The organism is Amycolatopsis bullii, from assembly GCF_014654205.1.
In the GTDB taxonomy this organism is placed as follows: domain Bacteria; phylum Actinomycetota; class Actinomycetes; order Mycobacteriales; family Pseudonocardiaceae; genus Amycolatopsis; species Amycolatopsis plumensis.
Genome location: NZ_BNAW01000070.1, coordinates 1 through 18,992 on the forward strand (window position 1 = coordinate 1; position 18,992 = coordinate 18,992).

Annotated in this window: 16 protein-coding genes and 1 tRNA gene; 7 read left to right on the top strand and 10 right to left on the bottom strand. The window is 70.7% G+C overall.

Annotation, left to right across the window (positions count from 1 at the left end; translation table 11 throughout):
• Positions 1-260 precede the first annotated feature (260 nt).
• Genes IE317_RS41280 through IE317_RS41295 form a run of 4 tightly spaced genes read left to right on the top strand, consistent with a single transcriptional unit; the run spans position 261 to position 4,246 of the window.
• A complete protein-coding gene (locus IE317_RS41280) occupies positions 261-1,265 on the top strand; it encodes a glycosyltransferase family 2 protein (RefSeq protein WP_191316798.1) in 1,005 nt (334 codons plus the stop codon).
• Complete coding sequence (locus IE317_RS41285; RefSeq protein WP_191316799.1) at positions 1,262-1,693, top strand: GtrA family protein; 432 nt, start codon at positions 1,262-1,264, stop codon at positions 1,691-1,693. The genes IE317_RS41280 and IE317_RS41285 overlap by 4 nt, the downstream gene beginning before the upstream one ends.
• Positions 1,686-2,951 (top strand): mannosyltransferase family protein, encoded by a 1,266-nt coding sequence (locus tag IE317_RS41290; protein WP_191316800.1) that lies wholly within the window; start codon positions 1,686-1,688, stop codon positions 2,949-2,951. The genes IE317_RS41285 and IE317_RS41290 overlap by 8 nt, the downstream gene beginning before the upstream one ends.
• Positions 2,952-2,974: 23 nt before the next feature.
• Positions 2,975-4,246, top strand: coding sequence for a hypothetical protein (locus IE317_RS41295; protein WP_191316801.1), 1,272 nt, complete (start codon positions 2,975-2,977; stop codon positions 4,244-4,246).
• 105 nt (positions 4,247-4,351) lie between these two features.
• Here the strand turns inward: IE317_RS41295 and prfA are convergent, their stop codons facing one another.
• The 8 genes from prfA to argS form a co-directional block, all read right to left on the bottom strand.
• Entirely contained in the window at positions 4,352-5,422 is a 1,071-nt protein-coding gene (prfA, locus tag IE317_RS41300) for a peptide chain release factor 1 (protein ID WP_191316802.1), read from the bottom strand.
• Between the two features lie 79 nt (positions 5,423-5,501).
• On the bottom strand, positions 5,502-5,732 hold the full coding sequence (gene rpmE / locus IE317_RS41305; protein WP_191316803.1) for a 50S ribosomal protein L31: 231 nt from the start codon (positions 5,730-5,732) through the stop codon (positions 5,502-5,504).
• A gap of 183 nt (positions 5,733-5,915) precedes the next feature.
• On the bottom strand, positions 5,916-7,889 hold the full coding sequence (rho, locus tag IE317_RS41310; RefSeq protein WP_191316804.1) for a transcription termination factor Rho: 1,974 nt from the start codon (positions 7,887-7,889) through the stop codon (positions 5,916-5,918).
• Positions 7,890-8,299: 410 nt separating this feature from the next.
• A complete protein-coding gene (thrB, locus tag IE317_RS41315; RefSeq protein ID WP_191316805.1) occupies positions 8,300-9,184 on the bottom strand; it encodes a homoserine kinase in 885 nt (294 codons plus the stop codon).
• Positions 9,181-10,242 (bottom strand): threonine synthase, encoded by a 1,062-nt coding sequence (thrC, locus tag IE317_RS41320; RefSeq protein WP_191316806.1) that lies wholly within the window; start codon positions 10,240-10,242, stop codon positions 9,181-9,183. The genes thrB and thrC overlap by 4 nt, the downstream gene beginning before the upstream one ends.
• On the bottom strand, positions 10,239-11,552 hold the full coding sequence (locus IE317_RS41325; protein ID WP_191316807.1) for a homoserine dehydrogenase: 1,314 nt from the start codon (positions 11,550-11,552) through the stop codon (positions 10,239-10,241). Before IE317_RS41325 ends, thrC begins: the two co-directional genes overlap by 4 nt.
• 5 nt (positions 11,553-11,557) lie before the next feature.
• Positions 11,558-12,988, bottom strand: a complete 1,431-nt coding sequence (gene lysA / locus IE317_RS41330; protein ID WP_191316808.1) for a diaminopimelate decarboxylase — start codon at positions 12,986-12,988, stop codon at positions 11,558-11,560.
• Between the two features lie 3 nt (positions 12,989-12,991).
• On the bottom strand, positions 12,992-14,653 hold the full coding sequence (argS, locus tag IE317_RS41335; RefSeq protein ID WP_191316809.1) for an arginine--tRNA ligase: 1,662 nt from the start codon (positions 14,651-14,653) through the stop codon (positions 12,992-12,994).
• A gap of 196 nt (positions 14,654-14,849) precedes the next feature.
• Here argS and IE317_RS41340 point away from each other — a divergent pair, with 196 nt between their 5' ends.
• Positions 14,850-15,671 (top strand): DUF3105 domain-containing protein, encoded by an 822-nt coding sequence (locus IE317_RS41340; RefSeq protein WP_191316810.1) that lies wholly within the window; start codon positions 14,850-14,852, stop codon positions 15,669-15,671.
• The gene (locus IE317_RS41345; RefSeq protein WP_229903191.1) at positions 15,671-16,381 is read left to right on the top strand and encodes a DUF305 domain-containing protein; all 711 of its coding nucleotides are present in this window, start codon (positions 15,671-15,673) and stop codon (positions 16,379-16,381) included. The genes IE317_RS41340 and IE317_RS41345 overlap by 1 nt, the downstream gene beginning before the upstream one ends.
• Here the strand turns inward: IE317_RS41345 and IE317_RS41350 are convergent, their stop codons facing one another.
• Together IE317_RS41350 and IE317_RS41355 are read right to left on the bottom strand one after the other, a co-directional pair.
• Entirely contained in the window at positions 16,382-17,302 is a 921-nt protein-coding gene (locus IE317_RS41350) for a cation diffusion facilitator family transporter (protein ID WP_191316812.1), read from the bottom strand.
• 172 nt (positions 17,303-17,474) lie between these two features.
• Complete coding sequence (locus IE317_RS41355) at positions 17,475-18,575, bottom strand: epoxide hydrolase family protein (RefSeq protein WP_191316813.1); 1,101 nt, start codon at positions 18,573-18,575, stop codon at positions 17,475-17,477.
• 150 nt (positions 18,576-18,725) lie between these two features.
• On the opposite strand from IE317_RS41355, the gene IE317_RS41360 reads away from it, so the two are divergent.
• Positions 18,726-18,798: transfer RNA gene (locus IE317_RS41360), tRNA-Arg, on the top strand.
• Positions 18,799-18,992: the final 194 nt, after the last annotated feature.

The following is an 18,992-nucleotide window of genomic DNA, read 5'->3' on the forward strand; positions in this document are numbered from 1 at the left end:
AGTGGCGGGACGACGCCCGGACGACCGCCGCCGACGTGCGCGCCTTCCGGGCGGCGGGCGCCGACGCGGTGGCCGTCCATTTCGGCGGCCACGAAGGCACCGAACGCCGGCTGGCCGAGCTGGCCGCGGCGGTGGACTGACCCGGGTCCCGGGATGGCGCCCGGCCGGGTCTTCTAGGATGCAGGGCACCAGGACGGGGGATTCGCCTGCTCGACGGCGCCGCCCGCACCTTTCGACACGAAACTCCGGGGAGCCCCGCAGTGCCCACAGAGCCGATCACCCGCCGCGTGGCGTTCATCTTCCCGATCTACAACGAGGAAGAGAACATCGACCTGCTGCACCGGACGGTCGACGAGGTGACCGCCCCCCTCGCCGGGAAGTACGACTTCAGCTTCCTGTACGTCGACGACGGCAGCCGGGACGGTTCGCTGGCCAAGCTCACCGAGCTCAGCGCTCGCGACGAGCGGGTCACCGTGGTCGAGCTGTCCCGCAACTTCGGCCACCAGATGGCCGTCACCGCCGGGCTTGACCTGGTCGACGCGGACGCCGTCGTCATCATGGACAGCGACATGCAGGACCCGCCGCGGGTGGCGCTCGAGCTGATCGAGAAGTGGGAAGAGGGCTTCGACGTCGTCTACGCGCAGCGCCGCTCGCGCCAGGACTCGGCGTTCAAGAAGATCACCGCCGGCGGGTTCTACTGGTTCCTGCGGAAGATGGCCGCGGTGGACATCCCGAAGAACACCGGCGACTTCCGGCTGGTCGACCGCAAGGTGGTCGACGAGCTGCGCAAGTACCGCGAGCGCGACCGCTTCCTGCGCGGGCTGGTCAGCTACATCGGCTTCAAGCAGACGGCGGTGCTGTTCGACCGCGACAAGCGGCACGCCGGCGTCACGGGCTACCCGCTGCGCAAGATGCTGCGCTTCGCCGCCGACGGCATCCTCGGCTTCTCGGTGACGCCGCTGAAGATGATCACGCGCATGGGCTACCTGATCTCGTTCCTGAGCTTCGTCGGGATCGTCTACGTCGGCGGCGTCAAGCTGTTCGCGCCGGAGACCGCGGTGCCTGGCTGGGCGTTCCTCGGGATCGCGATGTTCTTCCTCGGCGGGATCCAGATCATCATGCTCGGCGTGCTCGGCAGCTACATCGGCCGCACCTACTCGCAGGTGCAGAACCGGCCGCTCTACGGCGTCGCGTCGGTGCGCACCGGCCCCGGAACGCCGGCCGAGGCCCGCGAGGGCGCCGAAGCGGGAAGCAGCGCCCGGTGAAGCTGATCTCGGCGACCCAGCTGCGCTTCGGGATCGTCGGCGTGGCGAACACCCTCGTCGACGCCCTCGGCTACGCGCTGCTGGTCACGCTGGGCGTCCCGCTGTTCGTGGCGAACTTCATCTCCACGACCACGGGCATGCTGCTCAGCTTCACGCTGAACCGGAACTTCACCTTCCGCGCCAAGGACGGCGACGTCCGCCGCCAGGCGCTGCTGTTCTTCGCCGTCACCGCGTTCGGGCTGTGGGTCGTGCAGGCGGCGATCATCTTCGCCGTCACCGCGGCGTTCCCCGGCGTGAACGTGCTGATCCCGAAGTTCGCCGGGATCGCGGTCGGCCTGGTCTGGAACTACGTGCTCTACAACAAGGTCGTGTTCCGGCCGCGGCCCGTGACGGCCGAACCGCCGGTCGCCGAGGCCACGCATGACTAGCACCGCCGCGCCGTCCCGGGTCACCGATCAGGTCGAGCCGGAACGCACGGAGGAGGCCCGCGCCGGCCGCCGGGCCTGGCTGAACGGCGACTACGCCCGCGTGTTCGCCGTGGTGCTGGCCTGGAACGTGGTGCTGATCGCGCTGGCCTACCTGTTCGCCCCGTCCAGCCCGGTCGACGAAGGCATCCCGAAGACCGGCATCGGCTCGACGATGAGCCTGCTGGCGCACACCTACCGCTGGGACGCCGGCAACTACGGCGAGATCGCCATGCACGCCTACACCGGCAGCTACGCCCCGACGCGGGCGTTCTACCCGGTGTTTCCGATGCTGGTCTGGCTGGTGCAGACGGTCAGCTTCGGCACGCTCGGCCTGCTCGCCGCCGGGTTCCTGGTCAACCTGGTGGCCACCTGGCTGGCCGCGGTCGCGCTGCTGAAGATCGGGCGGCACTTCTTTGACGGCGAGCGGGCCCCGTGGCTGGTCGTCGCGGCCTTCCTCACCGCGCCCGCCGCGTTCTTCCTGCACTCGTTCTACAGCGAGGCGGTGTTCTGCGCGCTGGGCTTCTGGGCCTACCTGTTCGCGCTGCGCCGCCAATGGCTCTGGATGGGGCTGACGCTCATCCCGCTGACGGCGTCCCGGATCACCGCGGCGGTGTTCGTCGGCCTGTGCTTCCTGGAGTTCTGGCGCTCGAAGGACTGGAAACTGCGCGGGCTGCTGTCGTGGCACCTGCTGTGGTTCCCGCTGGCGTTCGCCGGCCTGGCCGGCGTGATGGTCGCCATGAAGATCCAGACCGGGGACTTCTTCGCCAGCTTCAACGCGCTCAAGGGCGTGCGGGAGTGGTCGTACCACCGGTTCAACCCGAACATCCTCGAAACGCTCTGGTTCGAAGCCAAGCTCACCGGTCACGCGCTCCTCGGCGACACCAAGATGGACGCGTGGACGCTGATGAGCCACGTGCTGCCGATGATCGGCCTGGCGCTGCTGTTCGCGTCCTCGGTGTACGTCCTGGTGGCCCTGCGGGCAAAGGGCGTCCCGCTGGCACTGTTCGGGTTCGCGTCCATCGTGATGCTGACGATGAACAGCAACGTCGTCTCGGTGCACCGCTACCTGCTGCCGTGCCTGGTGATGTACGTGGCGCTGGTCCTGTTCGGCGAGCGCCGCCCGAAGCTGCGCGGCGTGGTGCACGTGGTCCTGTACGCGAACGCCCTGGTCTGCGGAATGATCTACCTCCGCTTCATAACGGGGTTCTGGTCCGGCTGAGCACAGCCGAAGGGGGCGGGGAAATGAACTTGTCCGGTTCGCTGCGGGAGGGAACCGAGCACGGACCTTCGGCGGCCGAACGGACCGTCGAGATCCCCCGGGTCGCCGACCGGCCGGCCGCTGCCGGGCCGTCCGAGCGGACCCGCCGGATCTCCGTGATCGTGCTCGCCGCGCTGCTGGTCCTGCTCGCGTTCGGGGTCCGGCTGGCCCTGTTCCGGTACGAGACCGCGGACTACACCGCGTTCTACCGGCGGTGGTACGACTTCGTCGTCGACCAGGGCGGGATCGGCGCGCTCAAGTACGAGTTCTCCGACCTGAACGCGCCCTACCGGTACTTCATGGTGCTGCTGCCGCACCTGCCGGTGCCCTCGCCGCTCGCCGGGATCAAGGCCTTCTCGGTCCTGTTCGACGTGGTGACGGCGTTCTTCGTGTACCGCATCGTGGCGCTGAAGCACCCGTCGCGCTGGATCGCGGCCGCGGCGGCGTTCACCGTGTTCATGCTGCCGACCGTGGTGATCAACAGCGCCATGTGGGCCCAGGGCGACGCGATCTACACCGCGTTCTCCGTCGGCGCCGTCTACTTCCTGCTGCGGAAGCGGCCCTGGTGGGCTTGCGTCTTCTTCGGCCTCGCGCTCGCGTTCAAGCTGCAGGCGATCTTCCTCTTCCCGCTGCTGCTCGTGATGGTGCTGCTCGGCCGCGTGCCGTGGCGGGCCCTGGTGGCGATCCCGGTCGTCTACCTGGCCCTGGACGTCCCCGCGCTGCTGGCCGGGGCGTCCCCGGGGAAACTGCTGACGGTCTACCTCAACCAGACGAGCATCTACCCGCAGCTGACGCTCAGCGCGCCCAACATCTGGCAGTTCTTCCGCGGCGAGCACGGCATGGAAGCGATGAAGACCCCGGCGGTCCTGCTGACCGCGTTGCTGATCTTCACGCTCTGCCTGCTGGTGGTGCTCAGCCGGGTCGAGCTGACCGACACACGGATCCTGGTGATCGGGGCGATCTCGGCGATCCTCGTGCCGTTCGTCCTGCCGTCGATGCACGAGCGCTACTTCTACCTCGCCGACGTCCTGACGCTCGTCCTGGCGTTCTACCTGCCGAGGCAGCTGTGGTACCTGCCGATCATCGTCGAGTTCTGCTCGCTGATGTGCTACCTGCCGAACATCTTCTTCGCGAAGGCGGGCGGCGAGCCGGTCGACTTCCGCATCCTCGCGGCGCTGGAGCTGGGCGCGCTAATCCTGCTGGTCCGGTACACGGTGTGGGACTTCCGGCGGCACCGCGAGCCACTGACACGGTGACCTGATCGGGACAGACGCAAGGAGCCGGTGGCGCGCGGCGAGGCCGGTGGCGACTGGCACGTGGTGCTGGTGCCTGTGCTGGCTGGTCCCCCGGCGGCCGGGGGCTCAGCCCGACTGAGCCGCCAGGCGCTCTTCGCGGTCCGCGGTCGCCAGGGCGTCCAGCACGCCGTCCAGGTCGCCGTCCAGGACCTGGTCGAGGTTGTAGGCCTTGTAGTTGACGCGGTGGTCCGAGATGCGGTTCTCCGGGAAGTTGTACGTCCGGATGCGCTCCGAGCGGTCGACCGTGCGGACCTGGGACTTGCGGGCGTCCGACGCCTTCGCCGCCGCCTCTTCCTCCGCGATCGCCTGCAGCCGCGCCTGGAGCACCTGCAACGCGCGCGCCCGGTTCTGGATCTGGGACTTCTCGTTCTGGCAGGACACCACGATGCCGGTCGGCAGGTGGGTGATCCGGACCGCCGAGTCGGTCGTGTTGACGCTCTGGCCGCCCGGGCCCGAGGACCGGAACACGTCGATGCGCAGGTCGTTCGGGTCGATTTCGACCTCGACCTCCTCCGGCTCCGGGTAGATGAGCACGCCGGACGCCGACGTGTGGATGCGGCCCTGGGACTCCGTCGCCGGCACGCGCTGGACGCGGTGGACGCCGCCCTCGAACTTCAGGCGGGACCAGACACCGTCGACGTCGGCCGACTTCGTCTTGATCGAAAGCGTGACGTCCTTGAAGCCGCCCAGGTCGGAGTCCACCGAGTCGAGGACCTCCGCCTTCCAGCCGTGGCGCTCGGCGTAGCGCAGGTACATCCGCAGCAGGTCGCCGGCGAACAGGGCCGACTCCTCGCCGCCCTCGCCGGACTTGATCTCCATCACGACGTCGGAGCCGTCGTACGGGTCGCGCGGGAGCAGCAGCTCGGTGAGCTTCGACTCCAGCTCGGGGATGCGCGCGGCCAGCTCCTCGGCCTCGGCGGCGAACTCCGCGTCCTCCGAGGCCATTTCCCGCGCCGCCGCGAGGTCGTCACGGGCCGTGTCGAGCTCGTGGACCGCGCGGACGACCGGCGTCAGCTCGGCGTAGCGGCGGCCGAGCTTGCGGGCGCGCGCCTGGTCGGCGTGCACCGCCGGGTCCGCCAGCTGCTGCTCCAGCTCCGCGTGTTCGGCGAGCAGCCCCTTGAGCGAGCTCGAATCCACCTCTGCCACCTCTCAGCCCGGGAAACAACATAAAGAACGGCGCCCACCCGGGAGTACCGGATGGGCGCCGTGCAGAAAGCTACTTGGCGTCGGCGTCCTTCTTCTGCCGCTTGCCGTAGCGAGCCTCGAAGCGCGCGACCCGGCCACCGGTGTCCATGATCTTCTGCTTGCCCGTGTAGAACGGGTGGCAGTTCGAGCAGATCTCGACGTGGATGTTGCCGCTGGTCTTGGTGCTGTGCGTGGTGAAGCTGTTGCCGCAGTCGCAGTTCACTTCGGTGACCACGTACTCGGGGTGAATACCGCTCTTCATGGTGTCCTCTCTCGTTGGCTCCGGGTCCCCAGTCGTTCCACGGGGTGAACCGGCGCCGGACTTCAGCGGATGATTCTGCCAGACGGGCAGACGTCTACTGGAACGCACCCCGCTGACCAGCTATTCCCGACGCGGAACGGGCCTCCCCGGTCACCCGGGAAGGCCCGTTCCAGCAGCCAGGACTCAGTCGTCTTCGCCGCCGCCGAGGGCGGTCTTCGAGACCTGCATGAGGAACTCGACGTTGGTCTTGGTCTTGCGCAGCCGCGAGATCAGCAGGTCGATGGCCTGCTGCGAGTCGAGCGCGTGCAGCACCCGGCTGAGCTTCACGGTGACCGCGAGCTCGTCCGGCGAGAGCAGCAGCTCGTCCTTGCGGGTACCGGACGGGTTGACGTCGACCGCCGGGAACACCCGGCGCTCGGCGATCTTCCGGTCGAGCTTGAGCTCGGCGTTGCCCGTGCCCTTGAACTCCTCGAAGATGACCGTGTCCATCGTCGAGCCGGTCTCGACCATCGCCGTGGCGAAGATGGTCAGCGAGCCGCCGTTCTCGATGTTGCGGGCCGCACCCAGGAAGCGCTTGGGCGGGTACAGCGCGGTCGAGTCGACACCACCGGACAGGATCCGGCCGGACGCCGGGGCCGCCAGGTTGTACGCGCGGCCGAGGCGGGTGATCGAGTCGAGCAGCACGACGACGTCGTGGCCCATCTCGACCAGGCGCTTGGCCCGCTCGATCGACAGCTCGGCGACCGAGGTGTGGTCGGACGGCGGCCGGTCGAAGGTCGAGGCGATGACCTCGCCCTTCACCGAGCGCTGCATGTCGGTGACCTCTTCCGGACGCTCGTCGACCAGGACGACCATCAGGTGGCACTCGGGGTTGTTCGTGGAGATCGCGTTCGCGATGTCCTGCATGATCGTGGTCTTGCCGGCCTTCGGCGGCGACACGATCAGGGCGCGCTGCCCCTTGCCGACCGGCATGATCAGGTCGATCACGCGGGTGGTGAGCTTGTGCGACTCGGTCTCGAGGCGCAGCCGCTCGTTCGGGTACAGCGGGGTCAGCTTGGTGAAATCCGGACGCCGCTTGGCCTCGTCCGGCTCCAGGCCGTTGATCGAGTCGACGCGCACCAGCGGGTTGAACTTCTGCCGCTGCTGCTCGCCGTCACGCGGCTGGCGCACGACACCGGTGATGGCGTCACCGCGGCGCAGGCCGTACTTGCGGACCAGCGACAGCGAGACGTACACGTCGTTCGGGCCGGCGAGGTAGCCGGAGGTGCGGACGAACGCGTAGTTGTCCAGCACGTCCAGGATGCCCGCGACGGGCAGCAGGACGTCGTCCTCGCGGATCTCGGTGTCCGGCGAACCGCCTTCGCCCCGGCCGCCACCGCTGCCCCGGCGACGGCGGTCGCGGAAGCGACGGCCGCGACGGCCGCCTTCCTCGTCGTCGTCCTGCTGGGCGCGGTTGTCGCGGTTGTCCTGGCCACCGCGGTTGCCGTCCTGCTGGTTGTTGCGCTGGCGGTTGTCGCCGCGGTTGCCGTCCTGGCGGTTGTCGCCCCGGTTGTCCCCGCGGTTGCCACCGCCCTGGCGCTGCTGGTCGCGGTTGCGGTCGCCCTGCTGGCGATCGCCCTGCTGGCGGTCACCGCCCTGCTGGCCCTGCTGGCGGTCGCCCTGGCCCTGCTGGCCGTCGGGGGCCCCGGCGGCGCGGTTGGAGCCGCGGCGACGCCGGCTGCGGCCGCCCTCCTCGGGCTGGCCGTCCTGGCCCTGGGAGCCGTCCTGCCGGTCCTGCTGCGGGCGCTCGGCCTGCGGCCGGTCGTCCGACGGCGCGGAGGCGGGCGCCTCGGCCTTCGGCTCCGGCTTGGACTCCGGAGCCGGAGCGGCGGGCGCCTCGGCCTTGGGGGCCTTCGGCGGCTCGCCGACGCCCTCCAGCGGGAGCGTCTCGGCCGCCGCACGCGGCTTGCGCGACTTGCCCTGGCGCTCCCGGATCGCGGCGATCAGGTCGCCCTTGCGCATGCCCGTCGTCTCGCCGACGCCGAGCTCCCCAGCCAGCGAACGCAGTTCGGCGACGGTCTTACCGGTCAGCCCGCCGACCGTCCGCTTGGGAGCGGGGGCGGTGCCGTTCGTCTCGGCCGTGCCGCTCACGTCGCTCAAAAGATCGGTGTTGCTCACACATGTCCTTCCTGACCGATCCACGCCTCCAGGTGGATCAGCGGACTGCCGCTCGCTTCTGATCGCGAACCGGCGTAGTTGCCCCCCGATACGCGAGATGAGCTCTTCGGCCGTGCGGAACACAGCTGGAGCGCCTCCACCACAGGGGTTTGCGTCCTCCAAACGGAGGACACGGAATTCGGCACCGCCGAAACCGGAAACCCGCCCAAGTCGTTCCGCGTTACCCCGCTTGCCAGGCGGTGCGGATTCGGCGGATCGACGACGGATGCGGATCCGGGGATTCCCCGGGACCGGCATCGGGTGCGGAAACGCACGGTGATCGAACGCCCCCGAGGGTAGACCGCGCCGCTGCCGGGTGCAACAACCACCCCCCGCGTGGCGGCTGCCTCGTCGGCCACGTGACCCAGCCTTTACTGAGCTGCAACCTGCACGCCCGTGAGATCCACGGGCAGCTCGAGGACGTCGAAATCAGTAACGCCGGCCTCGGGGGGAAGTATTCCCCCGGTGGTCAGGGCGAGGACCGTGGGACCGGCGCCGGAGATGGCGGCGGCCACGCCCTGTGCACGGAGCGTCGCCACCAGCTCCGTGCTCGCCGGGTACGCGGGGGCGCGGTAGGGCTGGTGCAGGCGGTCCTCGGTGGCCGTGAGCAGCAGTTCCGGCTTCGCCGTCAGCGCGTGGACGGCGAGCGCGGCCCGGCCGGCGTTGTGCGCGGCGTCGGCGTGCGGCACGGCTGCCGGCAGCAGGCCACGCGTGGTCGCGGTGGCCGAGCGCACCGACGGCACGGCCACGACCGGCCGGATCGAGGGGTGCGGGGTGAGCCGTTCGGCGTGGAACTCCCCGCCGTCGCACCAGGCCAGGACCAGCCCGCCGAGCAAGCTCGCGGCGGCGTTGTCGGCGTGGCCTTCGAACCCGGCGGCCAGCTGCAGGGCGTCGGAACTGTCGATTTCCCGGCCGGCGAGGGCGTACCCGGCGGCCACGCCGGACACCACCGCGGCCGCGGACGAGCCGAGGCCGCGCGCGTGCGGGATCGTGTTGAAGCAGCGCAGGTGCAGGCCGGGGAGCTCGACGCCGAGGTGCTCGCAGGTCGCGCGGATCGCCCGCACGACCAGGTGGGTCTCGTCGGTGGGGACGTCCTCGACCCCGCCCGCACCGGCGTCGATGACCTCGACCTTGAGCCCGGTGTCGGTGACGCGCACCTCGACGACGTCGTAGAGGCTCAGGGCCATGCCGAAGGCGTCGAAGCCCGGCCCGAGGTTCGCCGTGGACGCCGGGACGGTGACCCGGAAGGCGCTCACCGCAGGTCCAGCGCCGCCGCGACGGCCGAGGGGTCCACAGCGAGGGGCTCGACCTCGACGTTGCCCGCCAGCGCCGTCTGGGGGTCCTTCAGGCCGTGGCCGGTGACCGTGCAGACCACGCGCGAACCGCGAGGCAGCCGTCCGTCCGCGGCCGTGGCCAGCAGGCCCGCCACGCTGGTGGCCGACGCCGGCTCCACGAACACGCCTTCGCGGCCGGCCAGCAGCCGGTAGGCCTCGAGGATCTTCTCGTCGGTGACGGCTTCGAAGAGCCCGTCCGACTCGTCCTTGGCCTTGACCGCGGCGGTCCACGACGCCGGGCTGCCGATCCGGATCGCCGTCGCGATCGTGTCCGGGTCGCGCACCGGCTCGCCGTGCACCAGCGGCGCCGCACCGGCCGCCTGGAAGCCGAACATCCGGGGCGTGTTCTTCACCACACCGTCGGCCGCGTACTCCGCATACCCCGCCCAGTAGGCGGTGATGTTGCCGGCGTTGCCGACCGGCAGGCAGTGGATGTCCGGCGCCGTCCCGAGCACGTCGCAGATCTCGAAGGCCGCGGTCTTCTGGCCGGCGATGCGCACCGGGTTGACCGAGTTGACCAGCGTGACCGGGTAGTCGGCCGCGGTCTTGCGGGCCAGCTCGAGGCAGTCGTCGAAGTTGCCGTCGACCTGCAGGATCCGGGCGCCGTGCAGGACGGCCTGGGCGAGCTTGCCCATGGCGATCTTGCCTTGGGGCACCAGGACGGCGCAGGTGAGCCCGGCCCGGGCGGCGTAGGCGGCGGCCGAGGCGGAGGTGTTGCCGGTCGACGCGCAGATCACCGCCTTGAGGCCGCTGGCCAGCGCGTGCGTGATGGCCACGGTCATCCCGCGGTCCTTGAACGAGCCGGTCGGGTTGGCGCCCTCGACCTTGAGGTGGACCTCGCAGCCGGTCAGCTCGGACAGGTGGTGGGCGGGCAGCAGCGGCGTGTTGCCCTCGCCCAGCGTGACGACCCGGGCGCCGTCCGGGACCGGGACGCGGTCCCGGTACGCCTCGATGAGCCCGGGCCAAGGGTGCCTGATCACTGGTCTTCGCCTTCCACGCGCATGACGCTGACAACTTCGTGGACGACGTCGAGCCGGCCAATCTCGTCCACAGTGGACCTCAGGGCCGCGTCCGGGGCCTGGTGCGTCACCACGACCAGGCTCGCGCGGTCCCCGACGTCGCTCTGCCGCACCGCCGCGATGCTGACGCCGTGGTCGGCGAACGCCTGCGCCACCTGGGCCAGCACGCCGGCGCGGTCGGCCACGGAAAGGCTGACGTGGTACCGGGTCGGGGTCTGGCCCATCGGCCGCACCGGCAGGGCCGCGTGCGCGGATTCGCGCGGGCCGCGGCCGGCGACGACCCGGTTGCGGGCCACCGCGACCAGGTCGCCGAGCACCGCGCTCGCCGTGGGCGCGCCGCCCGCGCCCTGGCCGTAGAACATCAGCTCACCCGCGGCGTCGGCCTCGACGTAGACGGCGTTGAACGCGCCACCGACGCCGGCCAGCTGGTGGCTGCGCGGGATCATCACCGGGTGCACGCGGGCGGACACCGACTCGACGCCGTCGTCGTCGGTGACCCGCTCGCAGATGGCCAGCAGCTTCACCGTGCGGCCGAGCCCCCTGGCCGCGGCGAGGTCGGCGGCGGTGACGTCGGCGATGCCCTCGCGGTGCACGTCCGACGCCGTCACGCGGGTGTGAAAGGCGAGGGAGGCGAGGATCGCCGCCTTCGACGCGGCGTCGTAGCCGTCGACGTCGGCGGTCGGGTCGGCCTCGGCGTACCCGAGCCGGCTGGCCTCGTCGAGCGTCTCGGCGTAGCCGGCGCCGGTCGAGTCCATCGCCGAGAGGATGTAGTTCGTGGTGCCGTTGACGATGCCCATCACGCGGGTGATCCGGTCACCGGCCAGTGACTCGCGCAGCGGGCGCAGCAGCGGGATGGCTCCGGCGACCGCGGCTTCGAAGTAGAGGTCGGCGCCCGCGGCGTCGGCCGCCTCGAACAGGTCGGCGGAGTGCTCGGCCAGCAGCGCCTTGTTCGCGGTGACGACGGACTTCCCGGCCTTCAGCGCGGCGAGCAGCCAGCCGCGCACCGGCTCAATGCCGCCGACCAGCTCGACGACGACGTCGACGTCGTCGCTGGTCACGAGCTTCTCGGCGTCGGCGGTCAGCAGCTCCGGCGGCAGCTCGGGGTGCTTGTCCGGGCGGCGGACGGCGATGCCGGCCAGCTCGACCGGCGCGCCCGCCCGCGCGGCCAGCTCCGCGGCCTGCTCGGTGAGCAGCCGGGCGACCTCGCTGCCGACGGTGCCGCAGCCGAGCAGGGCGACGCGGATGGCCGGGCGTTCCTCAGGGGCAGCCACTGTGTTCAGACCTCCAGGCGGAGCATGTCGTCGGTCGTCTCCCGCCGCAGCAGCAGCCGCGAGCTGCCGTTGCGCACGGCGACCACGGCCGGGCGGGGCATCCGGTTGTACGTGCTCGCCATCGAGTAGCAGTACGCGCCGGTCGCCGCGACCGCCAGCAGGTCGCCGGGAGCCAGCGTGTCGGGCAGCCAGCAGTCTCGTACGACGATGTCGCCGGACTCACAGTGTTTTCCCACGACCCGGGACAACACGGCCTGCACCGGCTGCTCGTTGTCGCCCGCGGACCGGGAAACGACCCGGACGTCGTACACCGCGTCGTAGAGCGCGGTGCGGATGTTGTCGCTCATCCCGCCGTCGACGCTGACGTACCGCCGCGCCGACTCGTCGCCGAGCGAGACGTCCTTGATGGTGCCGACCTCGTACAGCGTGATCGTGCCGGGCCCGGCGATCGCGCGGCCCGGTTCGCCGGCGATGCGCGGCACCGGCAGGCCCGCGTACGCGCACTCCTTGCGGACGATCTCGCGGATCTGCGTGATCATCTGCGCGGGCGGCGGCGGGTTGTCCTTCTCGGTGTAGGCGATGCCGAAGCCGCCGCCGAGGTCGACCAGGCTCAGCTGGTCCAGCAGCTCGGGGCCGTGCTCCTTGGCCAGGTCGGCGAGCAGCCCGACGACGCGGCGGGCGGCGACCTCGAAGCCGTCGGCGTCGAAGATTTGCGAGCCGATGTGGCTGTGCAGGCCGACGAGCTTGAGCGAACGCGCGTTGAGCACCCGGCGGACCGCCTCCGCGGCGTCACCGCTCGCGAGGGAGAACCCGAACTTCTGGTCTTCGTGGGCGGTCGCGATGAACTCGTGCGTGTGCGCCTCGACGCCGACGGTGACCCGGATCAGCACCGGCTGCACGACGTCGTGGCGGGCGGCGATGTCGGCCAGCCGGGCGATCTCGAAGTAGGAGTCGAGCACGACCGTGCCGACCCCGGCGACGACCGCGGCTTCCAGCTCGGCGGACGACTTGTTGTTGCCGTGGAAGGTGATCCGCTCGGGCGGGAAGTCCGCGCGCTGCGCCACGGCGAGCTCGCCGCCGCTGCAGACGTCCAGGCTCAGGCCCTGCTCGGCCACCCAGCGGGCGACCTCGATGGAGAGGAACGCCTTGGACGCGTAGTGCACGAGCGACGGGTCGTCGAAGGCCTCGGCGTAGTCCGCGCAGCGGGACTTGAAGTCGGCCTCGTCGACGACGAACAGCGGCGTGCCGTGCTGCTCGGCGAGCTCGCGGACGTCGACGCCGGCGATCCGGACGACGCCGTCGGCGGCGCGGAAGGTGTTGCGCGGCCACACCTTCGCGGGCAGCTTGTCGAGCTCCTCGACCCCGGACGGCTGCAGCCCGGAGGTGTCGGCGTGGGGGTAGACGTCGGCGTGCCTGGGGCCCGCGGGGTGCGCCATTTCTTACATCCGTTCCGGAGCGGAGACACCGACCAGCGCGAGACCGTTGGCGAGCACCACGCGCGCCGCCTCGCAGAGGGCCACTCGGGCGTAGTTGGCGGGGGTGGCCGCCTCGTCGCCCTTGGGCAGCACGCGGGCCTCGCGGACCGCGTAGAACTTGTGGAGTGCGCCCGCGAGGTCCTCGAGGTAGCGGGCGATCCGGTGCGGCTCCCGCATTTCGGCGGCGCGGCGCACGGTCTCCGGGAACTCCCCGATCGTGCGGATCAGGTCACCCTCGACCGGCAGGGTCAGCTGGCCGAGGTCAACGTCCTCAGTGGACTTGAGTCCGAGGTCCGCGGCCCCACGCAGCATCGTGCACAGGCGCGCGTGTGCGTACTGGACGTAGTAGACCGGGTTGTCGTTGGAGTGCTTGCGCAGCAGGTCCAGGTCGACGTCCAAAGTGGAGTCCACCGAGTACCGGATCAGCTCGTAGCGGGCCGGGTCGACGCCGACGGCCTCGACCAGGTCCTCCATGGTGATCACGGTGCCGGCGCGCTTGGACATCCGGACCGGCTTGCCCTCGCTGACCAGGTTGACCATCTGGCCGATCAGCACCTCGACCGTGCCCGGGTCGTCGCCGAACGCGGCGGCCGCGGCCTTCAGGCGCGCGATGTAGCCGTGGTGGTCCGCGCCGAGCATGTAGATGCACAGGTCGAAGCCGCGGTTGCGCTTGTCCTTGAAGTAGGCCAGGTCGCCGGCGATGTAGGCCGGGTTGCCGTCCTGCTTGATGACCACGCGGTCCTTGTCGTCGCCGTACTCCTTCGACTTCAGCCACCAGGCGCCGTCTTCGAAGTAGAGGTTCCCGGATTCCTTGAGCTCCTGGACGGCCGCGTCGACCGCGCCGGACTTGTGCAGCGAGTCCTCGTGGAAGTAGACGTCGAAGTCGGTGCCGAACTCGTGCAGGCTCTGCTTGATCTCCGAGAACATCAGCTCGATGCCGATCCGGCGGAACGTCTCGTGGCGCTGCTCTTCGGGCAGCGAAAGCGCACTCGGCTCGGCCTTGATGACCTCGGCGGCGATGTCGTTGATGTAGCCGCCCGCGTAGCCGTCCTCCGGCGCGGGCTCGCCCTTCGCGGCGGCGATCAGCGACCGGACGAACCGGTCGATCTGGGCGCCGGCGTCGTTGAAGTAGTACTCGCGGGTGACGTCGGCGCCCTGCGCGGCCAGCACGCGGCCCAGCGCGTCGCCGACCGCGGCCCAGCGGGTGCCGCCGAGGTGGATCGGGCCGGTCGGGTTCGCCGAGACGAACTCGAGGTTGATCCGGGTGCCGGCCAGCGCGTCACCGCGGCCGTACGCGGCGCCGGCGTCGAGCACCTGGCGCACGATGTCGCCCTGGGCGGCCGCGGCGAGCCGGAAGTTGAGGAAGCCGGGGCCGGCGACCTCGGCCGAGGCGACGCCGTCGTCCGCCGAGACCGCTTCGGCGAGCGCCTCGGCGAACTCGCGCGGCTTGAGGCCGGCCTTCTTGGCCACCTGGAGGGCGAGGTTCGTCGCGTAATCGCCGTGTTCGGGGTTGCGCGGGCGTTCGATGGTCACCTGCTCCGGCAGCACGGCGTCGTCGATGCCGCGTGCGGCGAGCACCTGCACGGCGGAGCTGCGGACCAGGTCGGCGAGAGCGGCGGGAGTCACTTGCCGAATTCTAGGTGTGCCCTGGTCCGGCGCTTGCATCGGTCTCGGACACGTCACGATGGGCATCCATGTGAGGTGTTAACGGTGATCAGACGGGCTGTCTCTACACTGGCCCGGGCGGGAATCCGTCCGCAGCCACCAGAGGGAGAACGCGGGAGCCATGGCGAACGGGACAACTCGGAAAAAGGGGTCGGCGGTGAAGGCGGCCCGCGGTTCCGTGGTGAGCAAGAAGGGCACGCCGTGGGGCACGATCATCGCCGTCGTCGCCATCGTGGCGCTGGCGGCCTCGGTGATCGTCTACTACATGGTGCAGTCCGCGCCGAAGCGTGAGCAGGAAGACCGCGAGGCGGCCGCCGCGTCCTTCGCGCCGAGCGCGCAGGACCCCGACCCCTCGAAGCGCATCCCCGGCGTGGTGACCGCGACCTACACCGGCAGCGTCCACGTCCTCCCGACCGAGCGCGTCAACTACGACAAGACCCCGCCGTTCGGCGGCCCGCACGACCAGACGTGGGCCACCTGCACCGGCACCGTGTACCCCACCGCCGTCCGCACCGAGAACATGGTGCACGCGCTGGAGCACGGCGCCGTCTGGATCGCCTACAACCCGCAGCAGATCACGGGCGACGCGCTGAACCTGCTGAGCGTCCGCGCCAAGGGCAAGCCGTACACGATGATGTCGCCGTACCCGGGCCTGGACAAGCCGATCTCGCTGCAGTCGTGGGGCCACCAGCTGAAGCTGGACGACGCCGGCGACCCGCGCATCGACGAGTTCATCGCGGCCCTGCGGAGCAACCCGAACGGCGTGTACCCCGAGGTCGGCGCGTCCTGCGACGCGGTGCCGGGCCAGTTCGACCCGGACAACCCGCCGCCGTTCGACCCGTCGAAGCCGGGCCCCGACGCGAAGCCGATGGACTACAAGGGCAGCACCGCCGCGCAGGGTGAGAACGGCATGCCGGCGTCCTCCGCCCCGGCGTCCGCTCCGGCCTCCGCCCCCGCCTCCCCCACGCCGACCAAGTGATGTCCGAAGCCGACCTCGGCACCGATGAGGTCACCGAACAGCCGACCTGGTCGCGCTGGGTGATCATCGGCGGGACGCTGCTGGCGGTCCTGCTGATCGGCGCGACGGCGGGGATGTTCCTCACCCGCGCCGTCGACGATCCGGCGGCGGCCACCCCGGCCGCCGGCTCGGTCGAGGTCGGCTTCGCCCAGGACATGTCGACGCACCACCTCCAGGCGGTGACGATGGCGGGCATCGCCCGCGACCGCACCACCGACCCGGAGATCAAGCAGCTGTCGTTCGACATCGAGCGCACGCAGCTCGAGCAGGTCGGCCGCATGAAGGGCTGGCTCATGCTGTGGGACCGGCCCGAGCAGCCGATCGGCGCCCCGATGCAGTGGATGACGGAACCGATGACGGGCCATGACGGGATGGCGATGGCGCCGTCGTCGGTCAACCCGGCCGGGGGTCCGCTGATGCCGGGCATGGCGACGGACGCGGACCTCAAGAAGCTGCGTTCGCTGTCGGGCCGCGAGTTCGACGTCTTCTTCCTGCAGCTGATGCTGCGTCACCACGAAGGCGGGACGTCGATGGCCCAGTACGCGGCGGCGCATTCGGCGCTGCCGGCGTTGAAGGCCCTGGTGACCAGCATCCTGACCTCGCAGGGTGCGGAGATGGACCAGATCAAGCTGATGCTCGCGGGCCGGGGCGCGCAGCCGCTGCCGGCGTAGCTACCAGCTGAGTTCCTGGCAGCGGCGCGCGCACTGCGGCGCCTCGACCTGCAGCGTCGCGTGCTCGATCGCGTACCGCGAAGACAGCAGGTTCTGCGCCTCCGTCAGCACGTCCGACTGCTGTGCCGGCGGCGCCAGCGTCAGGTGCGCCGAAGCCACCTCCATGCCGGAGGTCAGCGTCCACACGTGCAGGTCGTGCACGTCCGCCACGCCCGGCAGCGCGGACAGCTCCGCGTTGATCGCGCCGACGTCGACCCCCTGGGGCGCGTGCTGGAACAGGATGCGCAGGGCCCGGCGGGCCAGCGTCCACGTGCGGGGCAGCACCCACAGCCCGATCGCGACACCGATGATCGGGTCGGCGTAGCGCCAGCCCGTCAGCAGCGTCACCGCGCCGCTGACCAGGACGCCGACCGAGCCGATCAGGTCGGCCAGGACCTCGAGGTACGCGCCGCGGACGTTGAGGCTTTCCTTCGCGCCCGCGCGCAGGACCGCGAACGACACCAGGTTGGCCACCAGGCCGGCCGCCGCGGCCAGGAGGACCGGGAGACCGGGGACCGCCGGCGGGTCGCCGATGCGGCCGATGGCCTCGATGAGGACGTACCCCGCGACGCCGAACAGCAGGAGCGCGTTGGCGAGCGCCGCCAGGACCTCCGCGCGGTAGAGCCCGAACGTGCGGCCGACCGTCGGGCCGCTGCGCCGCGCCAGGATGATCGCGGCCAGCGCCATGCCGACGCCGAGAACGTCGGTGAACATGTGCGCCGCGTCCGACATCAGGGCCAGTGAGCCGGTCGCCAGGCTGACGGCGAACTCGAGCACCATGAAGCCGGCGCCGATGCCCAGGGCGATGGCCAGCGCCCGCACGTGGCGGCCCGACGCGCTCGCCGGCGCGATCGCGTGCCCGTGGCCGTGTCCCTGACCCATTCCGCCTCCGTTCCCGGTTCACCGTCGGCTCAAACATATAGTCGGATGCGCATATGTGCAACAGAGGGGAGCCTAAGATCACTCACCGGCAAGCTACCCCGCCCGGCGGTGTCACCCCAATCCACCAGGCGGGGTTTCCCGCCAGGCGGACTCGTCACGCTCAGGCGTCGGCTCAGCGCACGAGCCGGAAGAACCCGCGCACCTGCTCGACGAACAGCTCGGGCTGCTCCAGCGCGGCGAAGTGCCCACCGGCGGGCAGCTCCTCGAACCAGCGCAGGTCGGTGTAGCGCTGCTCGGCCTGCCGCCGCGACGGCCGCACGATCTCCTTGGGGAACACCGAAACCCCGGCCGGAACATCCACACTGGACAGATCGCGGTCGTTGTTCTCCCAGTACATCCGGGCGGAGGAAGCCGCGGTCGCGGTGAACCAGTAGACGGAGATCGCGTCCAGGATCCGCTGCCGGTCGACGGCGTCCTCCGGGCGGCCCTGGTGGTCGGTCCAGGCCCAGAACTTCTCGACGATCCAGGCGGCCTGGCCGGCGGGCGAGTCGGTGAGGCCGTAGCCGAGCGTCTGCGGGCGGGTGCCCTGCTGGGCGGAGTAGCCGCTGCCGCTGCGCCGGAACTCCTGGAGGTCCTCCAGCGCCTGCCTCTCCCCCGGCGTCGGGTCGGCGGTGTCCATCCGCACGGGCGCGAAGTTGACGTGCACGCCGGCCACGTGCCCGGACCGCGCCAAGGCGTTCGTGACGGCGGCACCCCAGTCGCCGCCCTGGGCGCCGTAGCGGTGGTAGCCGAGCGACGTCATCAGCGCGTCCCACAGCTCGGCGACCCGCCCGATCTTCAGTGCGGGCTTGTCGCTCCACCCGAACCCGGGCAGCGACGGCGCGACGACGTGGAAAGCATCGGCGGGATCACCGCCGTGCTTCGCGGGATCGGTGAGCGGCCCGAGGACGTCGAGGAATTCGAGCACGGACCCGGGCCACCCGTGCGTGAGAACGAGCGGCAGCGCCTCGGCCACCGGCGACCGGACGTGCAGGAAGTGCAGCCCCACCCCGTCGACGGTGGCCCGGAACTGCGGGAAGGCGTTCAGCCGGCTGGCGAACCCGAAGTCGTATTCTTCAGCCCAGTCCCGGCAGAGCTCGCGCACGTAGGCGAGCGGAACACCCTGCGACCAGTCGTCGACGGTCTCGGCTTCGGGCCACCGCGTACCCCGCAGCCGCTCCCGCAGATCGGCGATGTCGCCTTCGTCGAGAGGTACCTGGAACGGCTCGGCCATCACGGCTCCTTCAGGTGGGCCTCCCACGCTAGCGACGTCCGCCCGAACCGATCAACTTCACCGCGCTGACCAGGGCGATTGCTGGTGCGGCCACCTGCGGTAAGGGGGCGGTGGGGCATGCGCTAAGCTTTCGGAGTCGCCCAGCGATGGGCCCTCGTAGCTCAGGGGATAGAGCACTGCCCTCCGGAGGCAGGTGTCGCAGGTTCGAATCCTGCCGAGGGCACCCTGTTCGATCACGGCCCCTGCTCGCGAGAACGCGGTAGGGGCCGATTCGCGTCTACCGATGGCGTCCCCTTCCGCAGTCCTGACTGCAAACGAGTTCCGGGTGGCACGTTCGGAGCAAAGGCGCTGGCCAGGCGGTAACGGAATCGGGCCCGCCTCTCACACCAACCGGTTGACCTCGTGAGACACCGTGGA

What these genes read in the sequence shown, in the direction of transcription:
- IE317_RS41290 (WP_191316800.1), top strand. Translation starts at nt 1,686, where the DNA reads ATGACTAGCACCGCCGCGCCGTCCCGGGTCACCGATCAGGTCGAGCCG.
- IE317_RS41295 (WP_191316801.1), top strand. Translation starts at nt 2,975, where the DNA reads ATGAACTTGTCCGGTTCGCTGCGGGAGGGAACCGAGCACGGACCTTCG.
- rpmE (WP_191316803.1), bottom strand. Translation starts at nt 5,732, where the DNA reads ATGAAGAGCGGTATTCACCCCGAGTACGTGGTCACCGAAGTGAACTGC.
- lysA (WP_191316808.1), bottom strand. Translation starts at nt 12,988, where the DNA reads ATGGCGCACCCCGCGGGCCCCAGGCACGCCGACGTCTACCCCCACGCC.
- IE317_RS41345 (WP_229903191.1), top strand. Translation starts at nt 15,671, where the DNA reads ATGTCCGAAGCCGACCTCGGCACCGATGAGGTCACCGAACAGCCGACC.
- IE317_RS41350 (WP_191316812.1), bottom strand. Translation starts at nt 17,302, where the DNA reads ATGGGTCAGGGACACGGCCACGGGCACGCGATCGCGCCGGCGAGCGCG.
- IE317_RS41355 (WP_191316813.1), bottom strand. Translation starts at nt 18,575, where the DNA reads ATGGCCGAGCCGTTCCAGGTACCTCTCGACGAAGGCGACATCGCCGAT.